23 protein-coding genes and 2 pseudogenes are annotated in these 26,449 nt (G+C 66.4%); 16 read left to right on the plus strand and 9 right to left on the minus strand.

Going from position 1 to position 26,449, the window contains the following annotated elements; all coding sequences use genetic code 11:
• Positions 1–283, minus strand: a pseudogene (locus tag VJV41_RS05245) (hypothetical protein); the annotation flags it as partial.
• A 138-nt stretch (positions 284–421) separates the two neighbouring features.
• Here VJV41_RS05245 and VJV41_RS05250 point away from each other — a divergent pair.
• Positions 422–1,648 (plus strand): mannosyltransferase, encoded by a 1,227-nt coding sequence (locus VJV41_RS05250; protein ID WP_325331939.1) that lies wholly within the window; start codon positions 422–424, stop codon positions 1,646–1,648.
• On the opposite strand, the gene VJV41_RS05255 is transcribed toward VJV41_RS05250, so the two are convergent.
• Positions 1,593–1,877 (minus strand): 4a-hydroxytetrahydrobiopterin dehydratase, encoded by a 285-nt coding sequence (locus VJV41_RS05255; RefSeq protein ID WP_325331813.1) that lies wholly within the window; start codon positions 1,875–1,877, stop codon positions 1,593–1,595. The genes VJV41_RS05250 and VJV41_RS05255 overlap by 56 nt on opposite strands.
• An 85-nt stretch (positions 1,878–1,962) precedes the next feature.
• Here VJV41_RS05255 and VJV41_RS05260 point away from each other — a divergent pair, with 85 nt between their 5' ends.
• From VJV41_RS05260 to VJV41_RS05285, 6 genes and pseudogenes are all read left to right on the plus strand, one after another.
• Entirely contained in the window at positions 1,963–2,427 is a 465-nt protein-coding gene (locus VJV41_RS05260) for a hypothetical protein (protein WP_325331815.1), read from the plus strand.
• Positions 2,428–2,450: 23 nt separating this feature from the next.
• Positions 2,451–2,834: pseudogene (locus VJV41_RS05265) on the plus strand ((deoxy)nucleoside triphosphate pyrophosphohydrolase); the annotation flags it as partial.
• A 105-nt stretch (positions 2,835–2,939) separates the two neighbouring features.
• Positions 2,940–3,413, plus strand: a complete 474-nt coding sequence (locus tag VJV41_RS05270; RefSeq protein WP_325331941.1) for a GNAT family N-acetyltransferase — start codon at positions 2,940–2,942, stop codon at positions 3,411–3,413.
• 65 nt (positions 3,414–3,478) lie between these two features.
• On the plus strand, positions 3,479–4,555 hold the full coding sequence (locus VJV41_RS05275) for a hypothetical protein (RefSeq protein WP_325331817.1): 1,077 nt from the start codon (positions 3,479–3,481) through the stop codon (positions 4,553–4,555).
• Positions 4,556–4,693: 138 nt separating this feature from the next.
• Entirely contained in the window at positions 4,694–6,583 is a 1,890-nt protein-coding gene (gene typA / locus VJV41_RS05280) for a translational GTPase TypA (RefSeq protein ID WP_325331819.1), read from the plus strand.
• 22 nt (positions 6,584–6,605) lie between these two features.
• The gene (locus VJV41_RS05285; protein ID WP_325331821.1) at positions 6,606–8,474 is read left to right on the plus strand and encodes an ABC transporter family substrate-binding protein; all 1,869 of its coding nucleotides are present in this window, start codon (positions 6,606–6,608) and stop codon (positions 8,472–8,474) included.
• 59 nt (positions 8,475–8,533) lie between these two features.
• Here VJV41_RS05285 and VJV41_RS05290 read toward each other — a convergent pair whose 3' ends face one another.
• Both VJV41_RS05290 and VJV41_RS05295 read right to left on the minus strand, forming a co-directional pair.
• A complete protein-coding gene (locus VJV41_RS05290; protein WP_325331822.1) occupies positions 8,534–9,922 on the minus strand; it encodes a hypothetical protein in 1,389 nt (462 codons plus the stop codon).
• Positions 9,923–10,260: 338 nt separating this feature from the next.
• On the minus strand, positions 10,261–11,502 hold the full coding sequence (locus VJV41_RS05295; protein WP_325331824.1) for a chloride channel protein: 1,242 nt from the start codon (positions 11,500–11,502) through the stop codon (positions 10,261–10,263).
• A 50-nt stretch (positions 11,503–11,552) separates the two neighbouring features.
• Between VJV41_RS05295 and mshB the strand changes: the two genes are divergently transcribed.
• The 4 genes from mshB to VJV41_RS05315 all read left to right on the plus strand — a co-directional run bounded on the left by mshB (position 11,553) and on the right by VJV41_RS05315 (position 16,149).
• Positions 11,553–12,428, plus strand: coding sequence for an N-acetyl-1-D-myo-inositol-2-amino-2-deoxy-alpha-D-glucopyranoside deacetylase (mshB, locus tag VJV41_RS05300; RefSeq protein ID WP_325331826.1), 876 nt, complete (start codon positions 11,553–11,555; stop codon positions 12,426–12,428).
• A gap of 113 nt (positions 12,429–12,541) precedes the next feature.
• Complete coding sequence (locus tag VJV41_RS05305; RefSeq protein WP_325331828.1) at positions 12,542–12,970, plus strand: hypothetical protein; 429 nt, start codon at positions 12,542–12,544, stop codon at positions 12,968–12,970.
• Positions 12,971–13,062: 92 nt separating this feature from the next.
• A complete protein-coding gene (locus tag VJV41_RS05310; RefSeq protein ID WP_325331830.1) occupies positions 13,063–15,642 on the plus strand; it encodes a bifunctional FO biosynthesis protein CofGH in 2,580 nt (859 codons plus the stop codon).
• A gap of 45 nt (positions 15,643–15,687) precedes the next feature.
• On the plus strand, positions 15,688–16,149 hold the full coding sequence (locus VJV41_RS05315; protein ID WP_325331832.1) for a DUF2231 domain-containing protein: 462 nt from the start codon (positions 15,688–15,690) through the stop codon (positions 16,147–16,149).
• Between the two features lie 20 nt (positions 16,150–16,169).
• Here the strand turns inward: VJV41_RS05315 and VJV41_RS05320 are convergent, their stop codons facing one another.
• The gene (locus VJV41_RS05320; protein WP_325331834.1) at positions 16,170–16,715 is read right to left on the minus strand and encodes a YceI family protein; all 546 of its coding nucleotides are present in this window, start codon (positions 16,713–16,715) and stop codon (positions 16,170–16,172) included.
• Positions 16,716–17,106: 391 nt separating this feature from the next.
• Between VJV41_RS05320 and fdxA the strand changes: the two genes are divergently transcribed.
• Both fdxA and dapC read left to right on the plus strand, forming a co-directional pair.
• Entirely contained in the window at positions 17,107–17,433 is a 327-nt protein-coding gene (fdxA, locus tag VJV41_RS05325; protein WP_325331836.1) for a ferredoxin, read from the plus strand.
• Between the two features lie 80 nt (positions 17,434–17,513).
• Entirely contained in the window at positions 17,514–18,581 is a 1,068-nt protein-coding gene (gene dapC, locus VJV41_RS05330) for a succinyldiaminopimelate transaminase (protein ID WP_325331838.1), read from the plus strand.
• A 232-nt stretch (positions 18,582–18,813) separates the two neighbouring features.
• On the opposite strand, the gene VJV41_RS05335 is transcribed toward dapC, so the two are convergent.
• The gene (locus VJV41_RS05335; RefSeq protein WP_325331840.1) at positions 18,814–20,403 is read right to left on the minus strand and encodes a PucR family transcriptional regulator; all 1,590 of its coding nucleotides are present in this window, start codon (positions 20,401–20,403) and stop codon (positions 18,814–18,816) included.
• 93 nt (positions 20,404–20,496) lie between these two features.
• Here VJV41_RS05335 and pruA point away from each other — a divergent pair, with 93 nt between their 5' ends.
• Positions 20,497–22,125 carry an L-glutamate gamma-semialdehyde dehydrogenase gene (pruA, locus tag VJV41_RS05340; protein ID WP_325331842.1) on the plus strand — a complete coding sequence of 543 codons (1,629 nt, stop codon included), beginning with the start codon at positions 20,497–20,499 and terminating at the stop codon, positions 22,123–22,125.
• A 2-nt stretch (positions 22,126–22,127) separates the two neighbouring features.
• On the plus strand, positions 22,128–23,093 hold the full coding sequence (locus tag VJV41_RS05345; protein ID WP_325331844.1) for a proline dehydrogenase family protein: 966 nt from the start codon (positions 22,128–22,130) through the stop codon (positions 23,091–23,093).
• Here the strand turns inward: VJV41_RS05345 and VJV41_RS05350 are convergent.
• The 3 genes from VJV41_RS05350 to VJV41_RS05360 form a co-directional block, all read right to left on the minus strand.
• Positions 23,090–23,593, minus strand: a complete 504-nt coding sequence (locus VJV41_RS05350) for a hypothetical protein (RefSeq protein WP_325331846.1) — start codon at positions 23,591–23,593, stop codon at positions 23,090–23,092. The two genes, VJV41_RS05345 and VJV41_RS05350, sit on opposite strands and share 4 nt — an antisense overlap.
• 310 nt (positions 23,594–23,903) lie before the next feature.
• Entirely contained in the window at positions 23,904–24,356 is a 453-nt protein-coding gene (locus tag VJV41_RS05355; RefSeq protein WP_325331848.1) for a pyridoxamine 5'-phosphate oxidase family protein, read from the minus strand.
• 64 nt (positions 24,357–24,420) lie between these two features.
• Positions 24,421–24,939, minus strand: coding sequence for an NUDIX domain-containing protein (locus VJV41_RS05360; protein ID WP_414684885.1), 519 nt, complete (start codon positions 24,937–24,939; stop codon positions 24,421–24,423).
• A 51-nt stretch (positions 24,940–24,990) separates the two neighbouring features.
• On the opposite strand from VJV41_RS05360, the gene VJV41_RS05365 reads away from it, so the two are divergent.
• On the plus strand, positions 24,991–26,409 hold the full coding sequence (locus VJV41_RS05365) for an acyl-CoA synthetase (protein WP_325331943.1): 1,419 nt from the start codon (positions 24,991–24,993) through the stop codon (positions 26,407–26,409).
• The last annotated feature ends 40 nt before the right edge of the window (positions 26,410–26,449 follow it).

A 26,449-nucleotide genomic window follows, 5' to 3' on the forward strand; every position in this document is an offset into this window, starting at 1 on the left:
GTGGCAGGTTGACCGACGCGCTCGCGGCGGGCGGAGCGGTGGCCGGCGCTGCGGCGGCAGGCTGAACCATGCCCAGCACCGAGGTGAGGCCCTGCATGAGCTGCGTCGCGGCAGCCGGATTGGATGCGAGCTGCTGGAGGAACGGCAGGCCCGGCACGGCCGGGGAGGGGGCGGGTGCTGCCACTGGGTCGGCGGCTGCGGTGGCGCTGAGCGCCAAGGCGACACCCGTCGCGCCCGCGGCCGTGATCATGCTGGTGGCAAGCATTTTTCTGGTGAACTGCATGGTTTTTCCAATCCGTTGATGGCACGCCTGAACCCGAAGCTAGCCCTGTTACTGGTGTTACTTCTGTGACACGTGTGGCGGTTATTTAAACGTTACGGAGGTGAAGGCATACGGTGACCGCTCGCTAGAGTCGGACGGATAAACCCCACGGAATCCGCCACAGTCGCCGCCTCGCCGCGGACCCTCGCCCGATGGGCGCCGGCGCTGTTGGCGATCAGCATCGCCGCGCGGCTGGCGTGGACCTACCTCGTGCCTAACGGCGCGAACTTCGTCGACCTCCACGTCTACGTCGGCGGTGCAGGCGCGCTCGATCACCCCGGCACGTTGTATGACTACGTCTACGCCGACCAGACGCCCGACTTCCCGCTGCCCTTCACCTACCCGCCGTTCGCGGCCGTCGTGTTCTACCCACTTCATTTGCTGCCGTTCGGCTTTCTCGCATTCGCCTGGCAGCTGGGCATCATCGCCGCGCTCTACGGCGTGGTGCGCATCAGCCAGCGCCTGCTCGGCAACGGAGACCGACGCGTCGCGATGCTGTGGACCGCCGTCGGGATCTGGATCGAACCGCTGCGCAGCACCTTCGACTACGGGCAGATCAACGTTCTGTTGGTCCTGGCCGTGTTGTACGCGGTCTGCAGCACACGATGGTGGTTGTCCGGGTTACTCGTCGGGCTCGCCGCCGGCGTGAAGTTGACGCCTGCGGTGTCGGGGTTGTACTTCGCCGGTGCGCGACGCTGGGGCGCCGCGGTGTTCTCGGCGGTGGTGTTTTTCGGCACGGTGGCGGTCTCTGCGCTCGTCGTCGGTCGCCAAACCCGTTACTACTTCACCGAATTGCTCGGCGACGCCCACCGGGTGGGGCCGATCGGAACGTCGTTCAACCAGTCGTGGCGTGGCGGTATCTCACGGATTCTCGGGCACGACGCGGGCTACGGGCCGCTCGTGCTGGCGGGGATCGCCGTCACCGCCGTGCTGGCTTTACTGGCGTGGCGCGCGATCGGTGGCGCCGAGGACCGGCTCGGCGCGATCGTGGTCGTGCAACTGTTCGGGCTGCTGCTGTCGCCGATCTCGTGGACCCATCACTGGGTGTGGCTGATCCCGCTGATGATCTGGCTGCTGCACGGGCCGCTGCATGAGCGGTTGGGCGCGCGCCTGCTCGGCTGGGGCTGGCTGGCCCTGACCCTGATCGGGGTGCCGTGGCTGCTGAGCTTCGCGCAGCCGACCATCTGGGTGATTCCCCGGCCGTGGTACCTGGCCTGGGCCGGGCTGATCTACATCGTCGCGACGCTGGCGACGCTGGCGTGGATCGCCTCTACCGGTCGACGATCTGGTTTATCTCCCGCGCCATCCCGAGATCGTTCTCGGTGATGCCGCCGGCGGAGTGGGTGACCAGCGCGAAAGTAACTGTCCGCCAGCGGATATCGATATCGGGATGGTGATCTTTCTCCTCGGCTTTTTCGGCCACGCGGCGCACGGCGTCGATGCCGTCGAGGAATGAGGGAAACTTGATCGAGCGGCGCAGGGCGCCTTCGGCGCGCTCCCAGCCATTGAGGTCGGGCAGTGCGGCGTCTACTTGTTCGTCCGTTAACACAGCCATGACGCCCAACGTACCGCTGCAGGCTCGGTCGGCGGCATGGGTCGCCTAACAGGCACCCGACAGCGTCGTCGCGCAATATTGATGAGTGCGCGCTTCCATAGACGAAGGACCGACGTCGCCGCAGTCCCCAGCGGCGACCGCTTCCGACGCGCGTGCCGCGGCCGGTGCGCTTGGGCCCGCCGGTTTGCGGCCGACCGTCGCGCATCGGCGGTTCTCCGCTCAGGCTGCGGTCGGGGGAGGCGTCTTCGTCGTCCTTCTCATCGCCCTCGCGGTATCGGTCATCTGGGTATCCGATGATTCGAAACACCCACGCACACAAATGAATCCGTCTCAACCGGCGTCGACTTCTGCGCCTGCGCCCAGTCCAACCTTGGCCGGGCCTATGCCGCTACCCTCCACCACGACTCAGCAGCCGCGTCCTGTCGACACCACGGCGGCGCCGACGGAGGCGATGTCGCCCTCGCAGGTGACCGCAGAGACGATGACGCCACCGCCGCCGCGGCACCCACTGCTGCACGAGTTGTTTCCCCATCTGTTTCCCGGCGGATAGCGCGGCGTATACCGTCGGCGGCAGTGTCGAATCAGGTCGTCGTTGCGGGTGCATTGATTTCAGGCTCCTCACTGCTCGTAGCGCAGCGCGACCGGCCACCCGAGCTGGCCGGTCTGTGGGAGCTGCCGGGCGGCAAGGTCGCGGCGGGCGAAACCGACGCGACGGCGTTGGCGCGCGAATTGCGCGAAGAGCTCGGCGTTGATGTCGTGGTCGGTTCGCGCATCGGCGCCGACGTCGCACTCAATGCGACCACGACATTGCGCGCCTACCGCGTCACGCAGACCGGCGGCGCGCTTCACCCCAACGATCACCGCGAGCTGCGGTGGATCACCGCGGGTCAGCTCGCGGACCTACCGTGGGTGCCCGCCGATCGGACCTGGGTTCGCGAACTGACGCGCGCGCTGCGGGCGACGGATGTGACTGTGCGCCCGGCGGTCGAATCCGATCGCGATGCGATCGCAACGGTCATCGCGCACGCCTACCGCCACGAGTTCTCGACGCTGTCGCGCAGTATGCGAAAGATCGCGGCCGCGCTCGCCGACGGCGTCGAGGTCCGCCGGTTCTTCGTCGCCGATCGCGACGGCGACGTCATCGGGGCCATCGCCTGCACGGACCGCACCGGACGTGCGATTTGCATCCGCGCCGCGGACTGGCGTCGCCACCTCGGCATCGTTCGAGGAACGCTGGCCGCCCGAATTCTGGTCCCGCCCTTTATGTCTCGCCTCGATTATCCCAACGGCACCGGGTACGTCGAATTCGTCGCCGTGGCTGAGAGGGTGCGACGTCGGGGCATCGCCACCAAACTCGTCGAGGGCGTCATCGCACAGACCGCCTACACCGAGTACATGCTCGAAGTGACCGACGTCAACACCGCGGCCCGCGACTGCTACCGCAGGATCGGCTTCGTCGACGCCAAGAGCGAAAAGGAACGGTTCGCCAGGTTCAAGGGCTTCGGCGCGCGTATCTACATGCGCTACCCCGGATAGCGACGCGGCGGAGTTCGGCCGGCGTTTGCCCCTCCGGCGATCGGCACACATTATTCCTCCGAGCCATGCGTGTGCTGCGCTTCATCTGGCGGGGTGTACTGGCGTTCGATCGGGTCGGATCGCGGATCCCGCAATTGATCCAGATTTGGCTGATCGAGTTCTTCTTCGCGCTGCCGCTGGCGTTCTTCATCGCCAAGATCATCGACATCCGTGGCGCGTTCGGCGTGCCCGGTACCGGCGAGTCGATTCCGGGAGTGTTCTGGGGCGCGCTGGTGGTCTCGCTGGTGTGCGGTTTCTTCTTTGTTCGCAGCCTTATCCGGCCGAGAGTGGTTGAAGGCACGTGGACGCCGATGGTCGGCGCCCACGTCGGCGACTACACGGTGATGGTGGGCAACCCGCAGTGGACTACGCACTACAAGTATTTGAGCAGCCACCCGTCGTACTCGCTGTTGCTTCTTCTTACCGCCCCGATCCCAGCCGTCATGGTGGCGATGACGACCAATCACGGCGACAGCACGTTCTACTGGCGGGTGGCCGGCACTGCCGGGCTGATCATTCTGGCGCTGATGGCGTTGGCGCGCGTATTGGCTTGGTACGTCTTCCGATTCGGCCGTCGTCAACTCGACACCGAGGCCGAAGCCGAAGGCATGTCGCAACGCAAGCTCGGCTGGGAGATCGCCTGGAAACCCGTGCTGATGCTAATGGTGATGATCTATGCCATCGTCTGTATCCCGCTGGGCTGGATGTGGTTTCAGGAGAAGCGGACCGTCGCCGCGCTGCCGGAGGTCACCGTCGACGACACCAAGCACGCCGGCGAGTACCGGCGCATCGAAGGCACGCTCGGCTCCGAGGTGGTGTACTGGGCGCCGCGCGGCACCGGCCGCGGCGGTAACAACTACGCGGGCGCCGGTGTGGTTGTCGAGCTTCCGTCCGGCGGCGACGCGCTGCTACTCGCCGAGTCGATGTCGGTGCCCGACTTCGTCGGAATGATGAAAGACGTCTGCAACGGCCAACTCAAGGCGCAGGGCAAGGTGATCGATTCGATCACCGAGGACCAGCAGAAGTACTACGGCTTCGATGAAAGCGATTTTCCCGAGGCGCAGTCCGACGGCCGCGTGATGATGCTGTTGTCGTACCCGTAGCTCGACCGGCGAACGTTCCGTACCGCTCGACATTCCGGCGAATATTCGAGTGGTACGGAACGTTCGGCGACTAGGGCTTCAAGTGACGGGCGTCTCTCGTTTTCGTGATTGGTCGACTGCACTGCGACAATCACCGACGTGGAGTTCCGGAATGTCGCCATCGTGGCACACGTCGACCATGGGAAGACGACCCTGGTCGATGCGATGCTGCGGCAATCGGGTGCGCTGACCCATCGCGGCGACGACGTAGTCGAGCGCCTGATGGACTCCGGGGATCTCGAGCGCGAAAAGGGCATCACGATCCTGGCGAAGAACACCGCAGTGCACCGCCAACACCCCGACGGCAGCATGACGGTCATCAACGTCATCGACACCCCCGGCCACGCCGACTTCGGCGGCGAGGTCGAGCGCGGCCTGTCGATGGTCGACGGCGTGCTGCTGCTGGTGGACGCATCCGAGGGGCCACTGCCGCAGACCCGCTTCGTGCTGCGCAAGGCGCTGGCCGCGCATCTGCCGGTCATCCTGGTCGTCAACAAGACGGACCGGCCCGACGCCCGCATCGCTGAGGTCGTCTCGGACAGTCACGACCTGCTGCTCGACGTGGCGTCAGACCTCGACGAGGAGGCCCAGAAGGCCGCCGAGGACGCGCTTGGACTGCCGACGCTGTACGCGTCGGGCCGCGCAGGCATCGCCAGCACCACCGAGCCGGCCAACGGCGAGAATCCCGACGGCGAGAACCTCGACCCACTGTTCGACGTGCTGCTGGAGCACATCCCGCCGCCGCAGGGTGACCCGGAGGCCCCGCTGCAGGCGCTGGTGACCAACCTCGATGCGTCGGCGTTCCTCGGCAGGCTCGCGCTGATCCGCATCTACAAGGGCCGGATACGCAAAGGCCAACAGGTCGCCTGGATGCGCGAGGTCGACGGCCATCCGGTCATCACCAACGCCAAGATCACCGAACTGCTGGTCACCGAAGGCGTGGACCGAACATCCACCGACGAGGCCATCGCCGGCGACATCGTCGCGGTGGCGGGCCTGCCCGAGATCATGATCGGCGACACGCTGGCCGATACCGAGCACGCGCATGCGCTGCCGCGCATCACCGTCGACGAGCCGGCTATCTCGGTGACCATCGGCACCAACACCTCGCCATTGGCGGGCAAGGTGTCAGGGCACAAGCTGACCGCGCGGATGGTGAAGTCGCGGCTTGACACCGAGCTCGTCGGCAACGTGTCGATCAAGGTTGTCGATACCGGCCGTCCCGACGCTTGGGAGGTGCAGGGCCGCGGCGAGCTGGCGTTGGCCGTGCTCGTCGAGCAGATGCGCCGCGAGGGCTTCGAGCTGACCGTCGGAAAGCCGCAGGTGGTCACCAGGACCATCGACGGCAAGCTGCACGAACCGTTCGAGGCGATGACGATCGACTGTCCGGAGGAGTTCGTCGGCGCCATCACCCAGCTGATGGCCGGCCGCAAGGGCCGCATGGAGGAAATGACCAACCACGCCGCCGGCTGGGTTCGGATGGACTTCATCGTGCCCAGCCGTGGGCTGATCGGGTTTCGCACCGACTTCTTGACGCTCACCCGCGGCACCGGCATCGCCAACGCCGTGTTCGACGGCTACCGGCCGTGGGCGGGCGAGATCCGGGCCAGGCACACCGGCTCGCTGGTCTCCGACCGGTCGGGCTCCATCACACCGTTCGCCATGATCCAGCTCGCCGATCGCGGCCAGTTCTTCGTAGAGCCCGGCCAGGACACCTACGAGGGGCAGGTCGTCGGCATCAATCCCCGGGCCGAGGATCTCGACGTCAACGTCACCCGCGAGAAGAAGCTGACGAACATGCGGTCGTCGACGGCCGATGTGATGGAGACGCTGGCCCGTCCCCTCGAGCTGGGCCTCGAGCAGGCGATGGAGTTCTGCGCTGAGGATGAGTGCGTTGAAGTCACTCCCGAGGTGGTCCGGGTGCGCAAGGTCGAACTGGACGCAACCAGCCGGGCCCGCAGCCGCTCAAGGGCCAAGGCCCGCGGATAGCCCTGCCGATACCCTGAACAGCGTGCCGGGCCCCCTACGCATCATCGCCGCGATATCCGCGCTGATCTTGCCGGTCTCCGGCTGCACCGTCAGCCCGCCGCCTGCGCCGCAGAGCACGGACACGACGGAGACGACGACACCGCCACCTCCGCGGGCGACCCAGATCATCATGGCCATCGACTCGATTGGCCCCGGGTTCAACCCGCATCTGCTCTCCGACCAGTCTCCGGTGAACGCGGCGATCAGCTCGCTGGTGTTGCCGAGTTCGTTTCGGCCGGTTCCCGACCCCGCCTCGCCGACCGGTTCGCGCTGGGAACTCGACACCACGCTGCTGGATTCGGCCGAGGTCACCAGCCAGAACCCGTTCACGGTCACCTACAAGATCCGCCCCGAGGCGCAGTGGACGGACAATGCGCCGATCGCTGCCGACGACTTCTGGTACCTGTGGCGGCAGATGGTCGGTCAGCCCGGGGTCGTCGACCCTGCCGGCTACGACCTGATCACCGGCGTGCAGTCCGTCGAGGGCGGCAAAACCGCGGTCGTCACGTTCTCCCAGCCCTATCCCGCATGGCGCGAGCTGTTCAACGACATCCTGCCCGCGCACATCGTCAAGGACGTCCCAGGCGGCTTCGCGGCCGGACTGGCTCGTGCGCTACCGGTCACCGGCGGCCAGTTCCGCGTCGAAACCATCGACCCGCAGCGCGACGAGATCCTGCTGACGCGCAACGACCGCTACTGGAGCGCCCCGGCCAAACCCGACCAGGTGCTGTTCCGTCGCGGCGGAGCGCCAGCCGCGCTGGCCGACTCGATCCGCAACGGCGACACCCAGGTCGCGCAGGTGCACGGTGGCGCGGCCGCGTTCGCGCAACTATCCGCGATTCCTGACGTGCGGACGGCGCGCATCGTCACGCCCCGCGTCATGCAGTTGACGTTGCGAGCCCAGCAGCCGCAGTTGGCGGATTCGCAAGTGCGCAAAGCGATTCTGGGCCTGCTCGACGTCGACCTGCTGGCCTCGGTGGGAGCCGGCGACGACAACACCGTGACGCTCGCGCAGGCCCAAGTGCGCTCGCCGTCCGACCCGGGTTACGTGCCCACCGCGCCTGCGGCGATGGGCCGCGATGCCGCGCTCGGGTTACTCGCCGACGCCGGCTACCAGATTGCGCCCATCGAGACGATGCCACCTCCCACACCGGGTGTGCCGCCGCCGAACAACAACCGCGGCCAGATCACCAAGGACGGAATGCCACTGTCGCTGCGGCTGGGTGTGGCCGCCAACGATCCGACAGCCGTCGCCGTCGCCAATACCGCTGCCGACCAACTGCGCAACGTCGGCATCGCGGCTTCGGTGTCGGCGCTGGATCCGGTGGCGCTGTACGGCGATGCGCTGGTCAACAATCGCGTCGACGCCGTGGTCGGCTGGCATCAAGCGGGCGGCGACCTCGCCACCGCGCTGTCGTCTCGCTACGGCTGCCCGGCGCTCGAGGCGACGGCCGTGTCGACGGCCACGCCCGGAACGCCGCCGCCGTCGCCTTCGCCTTCGCCGACAAGCAATGGGCCGGTGCCGCCACGGCCGACCACGACGGCGACGCCGACGACCCCGAGCCCGGCGCCGGAATCCGGCGCGCTGGTCCAAGCGCCGAGCAATATCACCGGCATCTGCGATCGGAGCATCCAGCCGAAGATCGACGCCGCGCTGGACGGCTCGGAGAACATCGGCGAGGTGATCAACGCCGTCGAACCCCGGCTCTGGAACATGTCGACTGTGCTGCCGATCCTGCAGGACACGACGATCGTGGCCGCCGGGCCCAGCGTGCAGAACGTCAACCTGTCCGGGGCCGTACCGGTCGGCATCGTCGGCGATGCCGGCAAGTGGGTCAAGACGCCGCAATAGTCCGCTACGCAAATCGGCCCCCTCCCGTGTGGAGGGGGGCCGATTCGTTTGATGCTCAGCTACTCGTTGCCCGAATCGCTGGACTTGCTGGCAGTACCGGACTTGCTGTCCGCACCGGTCTTGCTATCGGCACCGGTCTTGCTGTCTGGCTTCGTCGTATCGGGCTTGGTGTCTGTGCCCGTTTTGGTTTCGGTACCCGTCTTGGTGTCGGACCCGGACTTGCCAGTGTTGTTGTCTGCCTTGGCCGCATCGTTGTCGGCCTTGGTTTCGGTTGCACTGGTGCCGGCCGGCTTGGTCGTGGTGTCCGTCGCCTTGGCCTCGTCCGCCTTGGTCGTGGCGGTCTTGACCTCAGCCGTAGTGGTCGCGGCGGCCGATTCCTCGGTGGTAGCCGTCGACGGCGTTGCGGCGGTGGCCTCCGTGCTGCTGACGGTCGTCGCGTCAGCACTCGCAGCAGCCTCAGTGCTGTCCGTAGCCGCGGCCGTCTTTTCCGCGGTGGCGGTTTCATCGGCGGCGGTCTTCGTAGACGGTACGTTCAGCGTCACCATCGTGGTGGCCGCCTTCATCGTCGTCGCGGCGAGCGGCGCCGGCGTGATCGCCTGGACGATCATGTCTCTGATGTTCACCAAGAGGCTGAGCGTGCCGGAGCCCGGCGTGAGCAATCCACCCGTCTGGCTCGGTTGGTAACCGTTGATGAAGCCGTCGAGCATCACTGCGGGCGCGCTGAGAACGGCGTTGACAAGACCGCCCAAATCACCCGCGGAAATGGCGTTGACCATTGATTGGACGGCTGCGCCAGCGGATTGTAGGAGCGCGAGCGGCGGGCTTATCAGCCCGATACCGGCGACAAGTACGATATTCGGTAGTTGGTTAACAACGGCAACGAAATTGTTCAGCGGCTGCAGCAATGGAGTGAAGAACGGAAATGCCACCTGGATGACACCGCTCGCGATCGTCTCGGCCGCGGCCTGGACCTGGCCGTGCGAAAGCTGGGTCAAAGCCGTTTGAAGTATGGCTGGCAGACCGTTTGGATTGGACGACGAAAACACCTCGTTGAACGCCGTGTTGAGGCCCTGAGCCAAGGTCAGTTGGTTCACGATGAACTGCTGCAAGAGCGGCGCGACACCGTTCGCGAACGCTTGGCCGACAAGGGCTCCCGTGTTGTTGAGCGTGTTGTTGAGCAACGCCGCATACGCGTCGAGGGGACTAGCCGCTGCGGCGAGGTCGACAGCGGCGGAAATCACCCTCGGGACTTCTATGTGCGTCGGTGGGGCCGCTATCGGCGCCGCGGCGATCACACTTGCACCGACAAGGGCGATACCCGCGTTGAGATAGGGGCGGACAGCAACCTGCATGACATCTCCTTTTGACATAGCTGTGACTTCAGTCGGCCATAATTTACTCGCAAGTAAAGTCAAAATAGAACACGTTCTACCGAAATAATTCGGCACGCAATTCTGCGACAATCTCTCAACGATTAGCCGACCAAATAACGGTTAGCCCCTTTCGGCAACGCAGAAAATTCGAAGGCTTACGTCGCGGCGAGAACGGCGTCTGAGGGAATCGCTTAACACGTGTTAATTAGCTGAGCTCGCAACTCGCTACTGACCATCGTGTCAATTAACGCCAAACGTCGTCGGACCGAACTTTGCCGCGACCGTGCGCCAGCTAGGCTTTCGGCAGCAACGGATTCAGTAGGTAGTTAGCGACGCCCGTCAGCGCGGCAATGCAGCGCTCACGTCTGGCGGCGACCCGCTTGCGTTTGCGATCGCAAGCACAGAGATGGCCGTCAACCTCGAGCAGGTTGGCTGGCTTGGCTTCGCTCGCGAAGTATCCGCAGCCCGTGTGAGGCGTAGGCGGCGATTGCGAACACCGCGAGCAGCCAGTAGGGCGGACGGGCCAGTTCCCAGACGAACAGTGCCGCAAACAACGGCGCCCGCTGGGTTATCGCCAGCACTCCCGCCGCGCACGTCAACGACACGGCCGACACGTGAATGCTCGTCCCGGCCAAGTGGTTGAGCGCCAGCGTCGCCACTGATCCCGCCGCGGCGCCGGTGGCCAGCGCCGGAGTGAGCATGCCGCCAAGGGCGCCCGCACGAAGGAAGATCGCGGTGAGAAGCGGCTTCAACAGCAGGATGACGGCCGCTGCGCCAAGCGTCAGGCCGCTGTTCAAGCTCACCGTCAGAATGCTTCTGCCGTTGCCCGGCAATTCCGGCCACCAGATCGAGCAGATTCCGGTGAGCAACCCGGCGGCCGCAATCGATGGGATCAGCACCCACGACCGCAGCTGCACCCGTGGTCGCGCGGCGGCCATCACGCGATCGAATGCGAGACCCACCGCGGCGGCCAGAGGCGCGATCGCCAACGCCAGGAACGCGAACAGATAGGACAGCTTCGCTTCAGGCCATGTCAGCGCGTGTTGAAGATGGGTCACAGGGGATGCCACGGCGACGGCGAGGCTCGACGTGATCAGCGCGACGCCGACTGCGCGGGGATGCCAGGTGCCGAGCAGGATGCGCGCGGCGAACAACGCACCGCCCAGCGGCACGCTGTAGACAGCGGCAAGGCCCGCGCCTGCGGCGCACGCCAGCAGGATCTCGCGGTCGCGCGGCGTGAACGACCACCGCGAAGTGCCGAAATCGCTCAGCGCAGCGGCTAACTGGCGCGGTGCGCCTTCGCGGCCCAGGGAGGCGCCGGATCCGACCAGCAACACCTGCAGGGCGGCGTCGATCGACAACGGCCAACGGGGCAGCGGGTCAGGGCTCTTGATCGCCGCGGACAACGGCGGGACCTCGGTGCGCCGGCGAAGAATCCACCAACCGCAGCCTGCGATCGCCCCGCCGATCATCGGGCCGAGCGCTCGACGGACAGGGCTGCTTCCCCCGACGCCGGTGAGCAGCGTGCCGAATGTGTAGTGATAGGTGAGGTGTTCGACACTGTGCAGCAGCAAGGTTGTCGCGCCGCCGGCGACGCCCGCCAGCAGGCCGATGATGACGATCGCGCATCCGAACTCAACGGTGCGCCGTGTCACGAGCTGAATCTAATTCACTTCAGCGCCGATGAACGGGCAAGCTTGTGCGAATGGAGACGCCGCGCCTGTTGTTCGTGCACGCACATCCTGACGACGAGACGCTGACGACGGGCGCGACGATCGCGCACTACGTCGCCAGGGGCGCGCAAGTCCGCGTTGTCACATGCACGCTCGGTGAAGAGGGTGAAGTGATCGGCGAGCGTTGGGCGCATCTCGTCGTCGACGCGGCTGATCAGCTCGGCGGTTACCGCATCGGCGAACTGACTCGTGCGCTCAACGCACTCGGCGTCGATGAGCCCGTCTTTCTCGGCGTCGCCGGTCGCTGGCGCGACTCCGGCATGGACGGCACATCGCCGCGACATCGGCAGAGGTTCGTCGACGCCGATCCGCGCGAAGCTGTCGGAGCGCTGGTCGCCATCATTCGCGAGCTGCGCCCACATGTCGTCGTCACCTATGACGCCCATGGTGGTTACGGACATCCCGACCACATCCATGCGCACGAGGTGACAAAGGCGGCCGTCGCGGCATCCGCTGGGGATGACTATCCCGGCGAACCGTGGAACGTGCAGAAGGTCTATTGGACGGTGATGTCGAAGTCCGCGATGGGCGAGGGTCTGCGGGCCCTGGGCGACGTGCCGCCGGCGTGGATCCGGGTGTCGGTCGACGACGTGCCGTTCGGGTATCCCGACGAGGCGATCGACGCCGTGATGGAAGTCCCCGACCAGTTGCCGGCCAAGGTCGCCTCGTTGCGTGCGCATGCCACCCAGGTCACCGTCGCCCCCGACGGGCGTTCTTGCGCATTGTCGAACAACATCGCGTTGCCGATCGGGCCGGTTGAGCACTACGTCCTTGCCGCCGGAATGCCAGGAGAACGCGACGCCCGAGGCTGGGAAACCGACCTGCTCGCCGGGCTGAACCTGGAATAGCGCACGCGGCGCGCGGTAAGCTCCCCGACAACCCAGCGTGTGAAAGGGATGGCGATGGACCCGGACATGGATCCCAACCTGCAGCACTGGCAGGACCGCGCAGACAACCTGCAATGGGTGATCGGGTCGCTGGTCTCGCTGCTCGACAGCATCCCGACCTGATACCAAACCCCAAGCCGACGCGGCTGCGGCCCGTCGTGCTGACGTTGCTCGCCGTCGATGGCGTGCTCTCGGCCGTCGCGGCCGCGTTCTTCCTACCCGTCCGAATCGGATCGGTGCCGTTTCCGATCAGCGCGCTGGTGAGCGGTCTGATCAACGCGATGCTGGTCTGGGCCGCTCTTCAGTGGACGGCGGCACCTCGCGTGGCTGCACTGCCGTTGTGGTGTTGGCTGCTGACCGTCGCGGGGCTGACGCTGGGCGGACCGGGCGACGACATCGTCTTCGGCGGCGTAGGAATCATGGAGTACGCACCGCTGCTGCTGATCGTGCTGGGTGCTTTGCCTCCCGCCGTCGTGCTGTGGCGCCAGGTGCGTACGGCCTGACCGCCTCGGACTACTGTGGCCGATATGTCACGCAGTGGTTTCAGAATGTGAGACGTGCGGATGATTCTCAACGACGCGACGGTTACACGGGAGTGGCTCTGAACCCCCAGCGCGGCGCCGACCTGCCCAGCCCGGTGATCCCACCGAAGTCCGATGCGCCTAGTCCTGCCGCCTTGCGGCGGGTCTTGCGTCGGGCCCGTGACGGGGTCGCGCTCAATGTCGACGAAGCAGCGATCGCGCTGACCGCGCGCGGAGACGATCTCGCGGATCTGTGTGCGAGCGCGGCGCGGGTGCGCGATGCCGGTCTGGAGTCGGCCGGCCGCCGGGGGCCGAACGGACGATTGCCAGTCAGCTATTCGCGCAAGGTGTTCATCCCCGTCACCCACCTGTGCCGCGACTCCTGTCACTACTGCACATTCGTCACGGTGCCGGGCCGGCTGCGCGCCCAGGGCATGGGCATGTACATGGAGCCCGACGAGATCCTCGACGTCGCCCGTCGCGGCGCCGAATTAGGTTGCAAGGAAGCGTTGTTCACACTCGGCGACCGGCCGGAGGACCGGTGGGACGAGGCGCGGCAATGGCTCGACGAGCGCGGCTACGACTCGACGCTGGACTACGTGCGAGCGATGGCGATCCGGGTGCTCGAGGAAACCGGTCTGCTGCCGCATCTGAACCCCGGGGTCATGTCGTGGTCGGAGCTGTCGCGCTTGAAGCCAGTGGCGCCGTCGATGGGGATGATGCTGGAGACCACATCACGGCGGTTGTTCGAGACGAAGGGCCTGGCGCACTACGGCAGCCCGGACAAGGATCCTGAGGTCCGGCTGCGGGTTTTGACGGACGCGGGCCGGCTCTCGATCCCGTTCACCACTGGGCTGCTGGTCGGCATCGGCGAGACGCTTGACGAGCGGGCCGAGACCATTCACGCGATTCGCCGCTCGCACAAGGAGTTCGGGCACGTTCAGGAAGTGATCGTGCAGAACTTCCGCGCCAAGGACCACACGGCGATGGCATCGACGCCGGATGCCGGGTTCGAGGACTTCCTGGCGACCGTCGCGGTCACCCGGCTGGTGATGGGTCCGAAGATGCGGGTGCAGGCGCCGCCGAATCTGGTGTCGCGCAGCGAGTGTCTGGCACTGATCAGTGCGGGCGTCGACGACTGGGGCGGGGTGTCGCCTCTGACCCCCGATCACGTCAACCCGGAGCGGCCGTGGCCGGCGCTGGACGAACTTGCCGACGTCACGGCCGAGGCCGGCTACGACTTGGTGCAGCGGCTTACCGCCCAGCCGAAGTATGTGCAGGCCGGCGCGGCGTGGATCGATCCGCGGGTGCGTGGACACGTCGACGAGTTGGCCGACCCTGATAGCGGTTTCGCGTTGGACGTCAATCCGGTGGGCCGGCCGTGGCAGGAGCCCGACGAGGCGACCGAATCGTTGGGCCGTACCGATTTGCACACGGCGATCGATTCGGAGGGCCGGCTCACCGAGACGCGCAGCGATTTGGGTAGCGCGTTCGGTGACTGGGAGTCGATCCGCGAAAAGGTCCACGAACTGGCGGCACGGGCGCCGGAGCGCGTCGACACCGACGTGTTGGCGGCGCTGCGTTCGGCCGAGCGCGATCCGGCCGGCTGCAGCGACGACGAGTATCTGGCGCTGGCCACCGCCGACGGACCGGCATTGGACGCCGTTGCGGCGCTGGCGGATTCGCTGCGCCGCGACGCCGTCGGAGACGACGTCACCTTCGTCGTCAACCGCAACATCAACTTCACGAACATCTGCTACACCGGCTGCCGGTTCTGCGCGTTCGCCCAGCGCAAGGGCGACGCCGACGCCTACAGCCTGTCGACCGACGAGGTCGCCGACCGGGCCTGGGAGGCCCACGTCGCCGGGGCGACCGAGGTATGCATGCAGGGTGGCATCGATCCGGAATTGCCGGTGACCGGCTATGCGGATCTGGTGCGGGCAGTCAAGGCGCGGGTGCCCTCGATGCATGTGCATGCGTTTTCGCCGATGGAGATCGCCAACGGAGTCACCAAGGGCGACTTGAGTATTCGGGAATGGTTGACCAGCCTGCGCGAGGCGGGACTGGACACCATCCCGGGTACCGCCGCGGAGATCCTCGACGACGAGGTGCGCTGGGTGCTGACCAAGGGCAAGCTGCCGACGTCGATGTGGATCGAGGTCGTCACCACCGCCCACGAGGTCGGGTTACGGTCGAGCTCGACGATGATGTACGGCCATGTCGATCAGCCTCACCACTGGGTCGGGCACTTGAACGTGTTGCGCAGCATCCAGGACCAGACCGGCGGCTTCACCGAATTCGTGCCGCTGCCGTTCGTGCACCAGAGCAGCCCGCTTTATCTGGCGGGTGGCGCGAGGCCGGGTCCGACGCATCGTGACAACCGTGCCGTGCATGCGTTGGCGCGGATCATGTTGCACGGCAGGATCTCTCACATCCAGACGAGCTGGGTCAAGCTCGGTGTCGAGCGTACGCAGGTGATGCTGCGGGGCGGCGCCAACGATCTCGGCGGAACGCTGATGGAGGAGACCATCTCGCGGATGGCCGGTTCGGAGTTCGGCTCGGCCAAGTCCGTCGAGGAACTCGCCGCGATCGCCGCGGGCATCGGCCGTCCTGCCCGTCAGCGCACGACCACCTATGCGTCGCTAGCCGCTTAGGCGATTGACAGGCGATTCCCAGCAAGTCCCGAATAGTGTGCGTCCATGACGACAATCGCGGGACTTCCCGCGCACGCCCTACTGGTTCACGCAATCGTCGTGCTTGTGCCGCTGGTCGCGCTGCTGGCAATCCTGTGCGCATTGTGGCCCGCGGCCCGTCGACGGCTGGTGTGGCTCGTGCTTGTGCTCGCGGCAGTCAACTTCGTCCTCACGCCGTTCACCACTGAAGCCGGCGAGTGGCTCTACGACCAGAGAAAACAACACAGCCCGATACTTCAAGAGCACGCCGAGCGCGGGGAATGGATGATCTACTTCTCGGCCGCGCTGCTGGTGGTCGCCATCGCTTTGGCGATCCTGCACTTTCTTGAAAGCAGGTCCGACAAACGGAGAACCATTGCGACGGTCATCGTGGCAGTCGTCGCGCTTGCGGTTGGTGTGTCGTCGATCGTGGGCGTGTACCGGATCGGGGATGCCGGCGCACAGTCGGTGTGGGGCCGGGGCGGCTGACACCCCGACCCCCCACGACGTCAGGCTTGCTTGAGCGCCTCGATATCGAGCGTGATGGTGACCTTGTCGCCGACGACCGCTCCACCGGTTTCGAGCGGCATATCGATCTCGATGCCGAAGTCCTTGCGGTTCAACACGACTGAGGCCTCGAAACCCGCGACCTCACCGTGGCCCATACCGGGGTTCACGCCGTTGAACTCGAGCTCGAGGCTGATCGGCTTGGTGATGCCCTTCAGCGTGAACTCGCCGTCGATCACGTAGCCGTCACCGTTGGGACGCACACCCGTCGACGCGAAGGTGGCGGTGGGGTACTTGTCGACATCGAAGAAATCCGCCGACTTGACATGCGCGTCGCGCTGCTCGTTGTTGGTGTTGACCGAGTCGACCGCGATCTCGGCGGTCACTGACGGTGTGCCGTCCTCGGCGACGACGATCGCGCCGCTGAACGTCTGGAAGGTGCCTCGCACCTTGCTCACCACGAGGTGGCGTACGGAAAAACTGATCGACGAGTGAACCGGGTCGATGGCCCAGGTTCCCGTACGGAGCTGCGCGGTAGCAGTCGTCATGCTGATGTCCTCTCCTCATCGGGTGTCGGGTTGTCCGACGCCTCCACCATCAAAGCGGACTACGGTCCGCAACTATTCCCTGACGCCACGAGTGACCGCAAAATGCCACGGCACCGCGGCGTGTCGCGTGCAGACGCGGTCGCTCGCGGGATCGGCCGGATCAGCACCAATTCACGACAATCTCGAAGGGCTGTGTCACTAGGCGTGCTGTATGTGCTACGTCTAGTATCAGTAACCACGCGCCACCCTTAACCGGAAGGCGTGACAGTTAGGGCACACTGAGACAGGCGTCCAAGTACCGGCAGCGGATACTTGCTGCGACTTCATAGCGGGCCCGACCAGACTGGCAGCCCCACTGGACAGGAGATCGAGGAGACTTGAGGAGTTCCCAGTGACGTACACGATTGCCGAACCCTGCGTCGACATCAAAGACAAGGCGTGTATCGAGGAGTGCCCTGTCGATTGCATCTACGAGGGCGCACGCATGCTGTACATCCATCCGGACGAGTGCGTCGACTGCGGCGCATGCGAGCCGGTCTGCCCTGTCGAGGCCATCTATTACGAGGACGATGTGCCCGATCAGTGGAGCGGGTACACGCAGATCAACGCCGACTTCTTCGCCGAACTCGGATCGCCCGGCGGCGCGTCGAAGGTCGGGATGACGGAGAACGACCCGCAGTCGGTCAAGGACCTGCCTCCTCAGGGCGAGGACTCATAACGGCTCGCCCACAGCTTCGCAGGCGCACGTCCGCTGAGCGCAGCGAAGCGGCTAGACAACCCCGAGCGGCGTCGCTTCCGGTGTTCCCCTGGGACACCCTGGCCGACGTCACCGCGCTGGCGCGTTCGCACCCTGACGGGATCGTCGACCTGTCGGTGGGAACACCGGTAGATCCGGTGGCGCCGCTGATCCGCGAGGCACTTGCCGCGGCCAGTGCCGCGCCGGGATACCCGACGACGGCAGGGACACCTGCGCTGCGCGCATCGGCCGCGGCGGCACTGCATCGCCGATATGGCGTTACGGGGTTGGCGGATGACGCGGTCCTGCCGGTGATCGGCACCAAGGAACTGATCGCGTGGCTGCCGACGCTGCTTGGTCTCGGCCCCGACGACCTCGTCGTCGTGCCCGAGCTCGCTTATCCCACATACGAAGTCGGGGCTCAGCTCGCTGGCACCCGGATCGTGCGCGCCGACTCGCTGACCCAGCTCGGCCCGCAATCGCCCGCGCTGATCTACCTCAACTCGCCCAGCAATCCGACGGGCAAGGTGCTGGGCGTCGAACACCTGCGCAAGGTTGTCGGTTGGGCGCGCGATCGTGGCGCGCTGGTGGCATCCGACGAGTGCTATCTAGGTCTTGGCTGGGACGCGCAACCGTATTCGGTGCTGCATCCGGACGTGTGCGACGGCGACCACACTGGGCTGCTGGCGGTGCATTCGCTGTCGAAGACGTCGTCGCTGGCGGGCTATCGCGCGGGTTTCGTCGCGGGCGATCCAGCCGTGGTCGCCGAGCTGCTCGCGGTGCGCAAGCACGCCGGGATGATGGTGCCGACGCCGGTGCAAGCGGCCATGGTCGCGGCACTGGACGATGACGCACACGAACGCGAGCAGCGCGAGTGGTATGCGCGACGGCGGGCTCAGCTGCTGCCGGCGCTGCAGTCGGCCGGGTTGACGGTCGACAACTCTGAGGCCGGGCTCTACATCTGGGCGACCCGCGGCGAGCCGTGCCGCGACACCGTCGCGTGGATGGCGCAGCGGGGGATCCTGGTCGCGCCCGGTGAGTTCTACGGCCCGCGCGGGGCAAAGCATGTCCGGGTCGCATTGACCGCCACAGACGAGCGGATAGCCGCGGCCGTCCAGCGGCTGACGTGACGCCGAGTGTTGGCTTATGCCACGCGAAATCGGCTGCGGCGTAGCACAAGCCAACACTCGAGCCGCCAAGAGCTGAGCAATCCGAGCGACATCGCCGTCGTCATCGTCTTACCAACGGGAGCTGCAGTGGTCAGGTCTTGATGCTGCGCCTGTCCGATGTGGACAGCGCGAGCAGACGCAAAACTGCCCAATTTCCAGCCAAAATGGGCAGTTTTATGACTGCTCGCGCAAGCTAAGCCTCCGTCGCGCGCAAACCCAACGCCAGCACCAGACGGTCGTCGGGGTCGTCCAGCGACGTAGACATCAGCTTCTCGATGCGGCGAACCCGATACCGCACCGTGTTCGGGTGCACGTGCAGCCGCTGTGCGACGGCCGCGATGTCGCCGAACCCGTCGAGATACGCCTGCAATGTGTCGGCGAGCATGGGGTCCTGTTCACGCAACTGCCGCACTCGCGGATCGACCAACCGCGGCTGCCCGGCGACCTGCGACACGATCTCGTCGAGCAGCACCGTCGTGCGCGCCTCGTCGAGTGACGTCACCTGCCCGATCGCGCCGGGATGGCGCTCGGCACTGTCGAATACGCGGTCCACCTCGGCACGCGCTCCCGCAGCGCCGGCCAGACCCGCGAGCTGGGCGGCGATCACCGCGCGCAGCGTCACCCCGAGTTCCCGCCGCAACGCCGCGACCATGCCGCGCACCCATGACGTCACCGACGACGCCCCACCGGTCTTCGGCAGCAGCACATACACGCGCTCGCCCGTCGTCGCGATCTGGGCGTCGGCCCGAAACGCACTGGCGCTCAATGCAATCACGTCGGCAGGTACCGCCATCTCAACGCCGACAAAGCCGATCAACGCCGCGCGGCCGTCGGCGGTGATGCCGAGTTCACGGGCGACGGCGCCGATGTCGACGTCCTCGCCGGCCAAGCCCAGCAGCTCCTGCACGCGGACAGTATGCGTCGACGGCGTGGCCGCGAGCCGCGACATGATGCGCGCCGCGAGCACCGCGCCGCCGCGCAGGACTTCTTCGACGTCATCGGCCAGCGGCGCCGAACCTTGTTGCAGCCATATCGTTCCCGCGAAACCGGGCCTGCGGCGGGCATCGGTCGCCGGCAGATGGATGCCGACCGCCAAGCGCGGACGCAGCCCCAACTCGGGGCGCTCGGCGACGCGGACGACGTCATTGCTCGCGCGCAACGCGTCGAAGATGCCCCACTGGCCGATCCATTCGAGATGCTCCGGCGGCCCCGCGCGACCGAGGATGCTCAGCCGGCGCAGTTCGTCGGCCTCGTCGCTGGACGCCGAGTAGGCCAGGACGTGCGAGTCCGCGTCTTCGATGCTGATCATGCCGTGCGTGCGGTCGGCGATGGACTGTGCGAGGCCGAACAGATCCGTGCCGGAGTCGTAGAGCGGATCGCCGCGGTCGCCGTGGTGCTCGAAGGCGTGGTTGACGAGCTTGTAGAGCAGTTCCCACCGCGCCCGCGGCTCGACGGCCACCACTGCGGTGCCGAGCGCGACTGCACGTTTGACCGCGGCGGCCGACGGCTCCTTGACGAAGATGGCGGCGGGCACCCGGCCGGTCCCGGCGAACTGCTGCTCGAGCCACCCCACCGCTTGCGCGTCCGACACACCGAGCAGGAAGAACAGGTCGGCGGATCCCGGCCCCACGGCCAGCCCGAGGCGCACATCGTCGGCATCTACCAGCGCCACCGAGCCGACCGGCATGTCCAACCCGCGCGGCGCCTCGACGAGCGTCACCATCGTTCGGTCCAAGGCGAGCAACAACTGCCCGAGACCAAGCCCGGCCGTCTGCACCGCCATTGCACGCTCCTTTGTCCGATTCGACTATAGATGCCGAATGGAGTTGTCGGATCAGCCATGTGTTGCGCGTCGCAATCAGGGCATTCTTGCTGCATGGACGCCATCACCGACGTGCCCTTTCCGGCCAACGAGCCGATCCATGAATACGCACCTGGTTCGGGTGAACGCACCCGGCTGACCGAACAACTCAAGGCGCTCTCCGCTGACGCCATCGACCTACCGCACGTCATCGGCGGCACCCACCGCATGGGCGGCGGCCAGCGCATCGACGTCGTCCAGCCGCATCGCCACTCCGCGCGGCTGGGCACAATGACCAACGCCGAGCACGCCGATGCATCCGCCGCGATCGAAGCGGCGATGGCCGCCAAGGCCGACTGGGAGGCCACGCCGTTCGACGAACGCGCGGCGGTCTTCCTGCGGGCAGCCGACCTGCTGGCAGGTCCGTGGCGAGAGAAGCTTGCCGCGGCCACCATGCTCGGTCAGTCCAAGACCGCCTATCAGGCCGAGATCGACGCGCCGTGTGAGCTCGTCGACTTCTGGCGGTTCAACGTCGAGTTCGCACGCCAGATCCTGGCGCAGCAACCGATCAGCAGCCGCGGTATGTGGAACCGCACCGATTACCGGCCGTTGGAGGGCTTCGTCTACGCGATCACGCCCTTCAACTTCACCGCGATCGCCGGGAACCTGCCGACCGCGCCCGCGCTGATGGGCAACACCGTGGTGTGGAAGCCGTCGCCGACCCAGACGTTCGCCGCGTACCTGACCATGCAGCTGTTGGAGGCCGCCGGCCTGCCGCCCGGTGTGATCAACCTGCTGAACGGCGACGGGATCGCGGTTTCCGATGTGGCCCTTGCGGATCCGCGGTTGGCCGGGATTCACTTCACCGGGTCGACGGGAACGTTCCAGCATCTGTGGCGCGAGGTCGGCAACAACATCGACCGCTATCACACGTATCCACGACTGGTCGGGGAGACCGGCGGCAAGGATTTCGTCGTGGCGCATTCGTCAGCGCGTCCGGATGTGTTGCGCACGGCACTGATTCGCGGCGCCTTCGACTACCAAGGACAGAAATGCTCGGCGGCGTCGCGCGCGTTCATCCCGCGCTCGGTGTGGCAGCGGATGGGCGACGACTTCCTGTCGGCCACCGAGGCGTTGCGCTACGGCGACGTGACCGATCTGACGAACTACGGCGGCGCACTGATCGACGAGCGCTCGTTCGCGAAGAACGTGAAGGCGATCGAGCGCGCCAAGAGCGCTGCCAATGTGACAATTGCGGTCGGCGGCGAATACGACGACAGCGAAGGCTATTTCGTCCGGCCGACGGTGCTGCTGTCCGACGACCCGACCGACGAGTCGTTCTGCACCGAGTACTTCGGGCCGATCCTTTCGGTGCATGTGTACCCCGATGGCGATTACGACCGGATCCTCGGCGTTGTCGACACCGGTGCCAAGTACGCGCTGACTGGTGCGGTGATCGCCGACGATCGTGCGGCCGTGCTGAAGGCACAGCAGCGGCTGCGGCATGCGGCGGGCAATTTCTACGTCAACGACAAGCCCACCGGCGCGGTGGTCGGTCAGCAGCCGTTCGGCGGTTCGCGGGCATCCGGCACCAACGACAAGGCGGGCTCGGCACTGAACATGCTGCGCTGGACGTCGGCCCGGTCGATCAAGGAGACGTTCGTCCCGCCCACCGATCACAACTACCCCCACATGGAGGTCTGACGATGGCCGAGGTGTTTCACCGGGTGGTCCGCCCGGTCATCCTGGCCGCCGGCCGGTCGGACCGGTTGCGGCGAACCGCCGAACGGATGCCAGTCACCCGCAGTGTGGTGCACCGGTTCGTGCCGGGTGAGACGGTCGGCGACGCGATGAATTCCGTTGAGCAGTTGCGGAACTCGGGCCGCCTGGTCAGCATCGACTATCTGGGCGAGGACGTCACCGACGTCGATATGGCCAACGCCACCGTCGATGCGTACCTGACGCTGCTCGACGCCCTGGGAACGCGGAGCGAACCCGCCGGAGAGGTCCGGCCTTTGGAGGTGTCGCTGAAGCTGTCGGCGCTCGGCCAGGCGTTGCCGCGCGACGGGGAGAAGATCGCGCTGGAGAACGCCCACACGATTTGCGAGCGGGCTCAGCGGCTCGGCGTGTGGGTGACGGCGGACGCCGAAGACCACACGACGACGGACTCGACGCTGTCGATCGTTCGTGACTTGCGTACTGAGTTCGATTGGCTCGGTACGGTTTTGCAGGCCTACCTCAAGCGCACGGAGGCGGATTGCCGCGAGTTCGCCGCGTCGGGCGCGCGGATCCGGCTGTGCAAGGGCGCATACGACGAACCCGCGTCGGTCGCGTACCGCGCCGGCGACGACGTCATCGACTCATACCTCCGCTGCTTGCGGGTGCTGATGGCGGGCAGCGGGTATCCGATGGTGGCCTCGCACGATCCCGAGATCATCGAGGCCGTTCCGGCGATGGCCCGCGAGAATAGCCGCAGCGTGGACGATTTCGAATACCAGATGCTGTACGGAATTCGTGATGCCGAACAGCGCAGGCTGGCCGACGAGGGCAATGACGTCCGCGTCTATGTTCCGTTCGGCACCCAGTGGTACGGCTACTTCGTTCGTCGGCTGGCCGAGCGTCCCGCGAATCTGACGTTCTTCTTGCGCGCACTGGCCGAGCGGAGGCACTAAGCGGGATACGCGGCGACGGGCATGACGACAAAGCCGCGACATGTCCCGCCGAGGATGTCTGTGCGCCATGTCCCGGCCAGCGAACCGCCCTGGGCAGGTGTGTAGTACACCTGCGATCGCGCCGGTGCCCACTCGGCGGGCAGACCGTCGCCGCGGAAGCACTGCCATTGCCAGTTGTATGCGAACACCCACCGCGAGCCGTCCCAGGTGTACCGCGTCGGCTGCGGGATGGTGGGGTTGCTCGGCGCCGGGCCGTCAACGACCGTTGCTACGCAGAGACCGCTCGAACAATCGGTGGCCAACGTGTACTGGGAGCTGAAGTCCGATTCCGGTTGAAGTTTGGCCATGCTGCTGCCGTTCTTCTGCGATGCATAGGTGACGAGCGTGTATCGGCCATTCCACTGCGGACCTGCTGCTTCGGCAGTCGCGGTGATGGAGATGCAGGCAGCAGTAACCGAAGTCGCGGCCAACGACGCGCTCCATATCCGACGGGCAAACATTAACCGCAGGCTAATTGGCCCAACCGTCAAATCAACCTATGGGTGCGGCATGTCTTGGCTACGAACGGATTACGGATTCGCATCGGTTGAAGGAAACGAGTTCGCGGATGAATTCCACATCACTCATCGCTCTTGCAGCCCTTACACTCGGCGGTGCCCCGGGATGACACGAGGACGTAGCCGGCGCCGGCGAACAGTGCGGGCATCATCGCCATCATCCCGTATATCGCGGTCATCGTGTCACCCCTCTCGAAAGCTCGTCTTGTTGTCTAGTGTTTTCAACGATGTAGACCGTTACACGGTTCAAAACTCATCGCGTGAGGTCGAATTTCGTGGCGCCGTACGGCTCGGCGGTGCCGAACGCGAACACCGTGACGGGCGTGACCCGGTACACGTACCACGGCGGCGGGCCCGCCGACGGAGCGCTGTATTCGGCCGTCACGGCGTCACCGTCGACCCGCGCGGGCCAGCCATCTGCCGCGTACGCCTCTGCGACAGTGCGCAGTTCGTCGGCGTCGGTAACGCGTTCAGCGGTGCCTTCCATCACCAGGTCGAACGGATGCGTCGCGACGCTGACGACGCAGCGTGGATCGGCCGCGATGTTGCGCGACTTGCGGGTTCCCGGACCGGAAGTGAAATACCAGACGCCGTCGATCTGGATGAAGCCGACGGGCGTGGCATGCGGCATCCCGTTCGGGTTGATCGTCGTCAGCCATGCCGTGTGCCGGTTGGGCCCGCCGGTGTCGACAACGCCAAGGCCCAACTTGCGGCGTGGGAAGCGTCGGCGTGTTCGACTAGAGGCTTCTGCGAGCTCTCCGCTGACGCCGCTAACGCTCGCCGAGCATCATCAGCGCCCAGGCCGCGATCGACTGTGCATCGGTGATGACGCCGGCGCGGATCATCGTCTCGACCTGTTCGCGCGTGAACCACTCGCTGTGCATGTCCTGCTCCTCGTGCTCGCGCTCATGCTCACCTTCGGTGATGCCCGCCGCGAGAAAAACCCAGCCGCGCTGACTGCTCATTCCCGGCGCGACGTCGAGCTGTCCGAGCACCGTCATGGACGCCGCCCGCAGCCCGGTCTCCTCGCGCAGTTCGCGAGCAGCCAGCTCGCCCGCCTCGAGGTGCTCCTGCTCGGGTGCGGTTCCCTGCGGAAACTCCCAGCGCCGCAAGCCCAGCGGGTATCGGAACTGCTCGACGAGGTGGAATCGGTCGCCGTCACGGGGGATCACCAGGGCGTACGTCGGCTTGTCGACCACGGCGTAGATCCCGGTGCTGCCGTCGGGTCGGCGGATGTCGTCCTCACGCAGGGTCATCCAGTTGTTCCGATACACCTCGCGCGACGCCATCCGCTGGATGTGTTCCACGCGCCAAGTATGCCCAGCGGTAACCTCACGGTCGTGCTGTTGGCCTCGCTGAATCCGGCCGCCGTCGCCGCCGGCGCAGACATCGCGGATGCCGTGCGCATCGGCGGCGCGGTGCTCAGCCGCAGCGACCTCGTCGGCGCCGCGACGTCGGTGGCCGAGCGTGTCGCCGCCGCCGACCGGGTCGCCGTGCTGGCCACCCCAACCGCGACGACGGTGCTGGCCGTCACGGGCGCACTGATCGCCGGCGTGCCCGTTGTCCCTGTGCCCGCGGACGTCGGCGCCGCCGAGCGCCGTCACATCCTCACCGACTCCGGCGCCCAGGCGTGGCTGGGGGAGAAGCCCGACGACACCGAGGGGTTGTCGCATATTCCCGTGCGCCTGCACGCGCGGTCGTGGCACCGCTACGCCGAGCCGCCGCCGGAGTCGACGGCGCTGATCATCTACACCTCGGGCACCACCGGTCCGCCCAAGGGCGTAGTGGTCAGCCGGCGGGCCATCGCCGCCGATATCGACATGCTCGCCGAGGCCTGGCAATGGACACCCGACGACACCCTGGTGCACGGGCTACCGCTGTACCACGTGCACGGCCTGGTATTGGGCCTGCTCGGGCCGCTGCGCATCGGAAACCGCTTCGTGCACACCGGAAAACCGTCACCGGCTTTGTATGCTTCGGCCGGCGGTTCGATGTACTTCGGGGTGCCCACCGTGTGGTCACGCATCGTCGACGACGGCGACGCGGCGCGGGCACTCGCCGATGCACGCCTGCTGGTGTCCGGCAGTGCGCCGCTTCCCGTGCCGGTGTTCGACAGGCTCGCCGAACTGACGGGACACCAACCGGTGGAACGGTACGGCAGTACCGAATCGCTGATCACGCTCAGCACCCGCGCCGACGGCGAGCGGCGAGCCGGCTGGGTGGGCCTGCCATTGGCCGGCGTCGAGACCCGTCTGGTCGACGAGGACGGCGCCGAGGTTCCTCATGACGGGGAAACTATTGGGCGACTGCAGGTTCGGAGCCCAACGATGTTCGACGGCTATCTCAACCGGCCGGATGCCAGCGCCGAGGCCTTGGACGGGGACTGGTACCGCACCGGCGACGTCGCGGTCATCGACGGCGACGGCATGCACCGCATCGTCGGCCGCGAGTCTGTGGATCTGATCAAGACCGGCGGGTTCCGGGTGGGCGCAGGCGAGATCGAGGCCGTGCTTCTCGGGCATCCCGGCGTGACGGAAGTGGCCGTCGTCGGCGTGCCGGACGACGACCTCGGCCAGCGCATCGTTGCCTTCGTCGTGGGCGACGCAGAACCCGACGCGTTGATCGACTATGTGGCCCAGCAACTTTCGGTGCACAAGCGACCGCGGCAGGTGCGGCTGGTCGACAGCTTGCCGCGCAACGCGATGGGCAAGGTGCTCAAGAAGGAGTTGGCCGGATGGGCCGAAGACGAACGCGAGTGAGGATCGCAGCGACGAACGAGCGAGGACCGGTGGGAGCGAG

The sequence above is a fragment of the Mycobacterium sp. genome, assembly GCF_035274705.1.
Classification (GTDB): Bacteria; Actinomycetota; Actinomycetes; order Mycobacteriales; family Mycobacteriaceae; genus Mycobacterium.

Excerpts from the sequence above, each read along its gene's own strand:
- VJV41_RS05255 (WP_325331813.1), bottom strand. The coding sequence starts at position 1,877 with ATGGCTGTGTTAACGGACGAACAAGTAGACGCCGCACTGCCCGACCTC.
- VJV41_RS05270 (WP_325331941.1), top strand. The coding sequence starts at position 2,940 with ATGCGAAAGATCGCGGCCGCGCTCGCCGACGGCGTCGAGGTCCGCCGG.
- VJV41_RS05275 (WP_325331817.1), top strand. The coding sequence starts at position 3,479 with ATGCGTGTGCTGCGCTTCATCTGGCGGGGTGTACTGGCGTTCGATCGG.
- mshB (WP_325331826.1), top strand. The coding sequence starts at position 11,553 with ATGGAGACGCCGCGCCTGTTGTTCGTGCACGCACATCCTGACGACGAG.
- VJV41_RS05305 (WP_325331828.1), top strand. The coding sequence starts at position 12,542 with ATGGGTGATCGGGTCGCTGGTCTCGCTGCTCGACAGCATCCCGACCTG.
- VJV41_RS05315 (WP_325331832.1), top strand. The coding sequence starts at position 15,688 with ATGACGACAATCGCGGGACTTCCCGCGCACGCCCTACTGGTTCACGCA.
- VJV41_RS05320 (WP_325331834.1), bottom strand. The coding sequence starts at position 16,715 with ATGACGACTGCTACCGCGCAGCTCCGTACGGGAACCTGGGCCATCGAC.
- VJV41_RS05335 (WP_325331840.1), bottom strand. The coding sequence starts at position 20,403 with ATGGCGGTGCAGACGGCCGGGCTTGGTCTCGGGCAGTTGTTGCTCGCC.
- pruA (WP_325331842.1), top strand. The coding sequence starts at position 20,497 with ATGGACGCCATCACCGACGTGCCCTTTCCGGCCAACGAGCCGATCCAT.
- VJV41_RS05345 (WP_325331844.1), top strand. The coding sequence starts at position 22,128 with ATGGCCGAGGTGTTTCACCGGGTGGTCCGCCCGGTCATCCTGGCCGCC.
- VJV41_RS05350 (WP_325331846.1), bottom strand. The coding sequence starts at position 23,593 with ATGTTTGCCCGTCGGATATGGAGCGCGTCGTTGGCCGCGACTTCGGTT.
- VJV41_RS05360 (WP_414684885.1), bottom strand. The coding sequence starts at position 24,939 with ATGGCGTCGCGCGAGGTGTATCGGAACAACTGGATGACCCTGCGTGAG.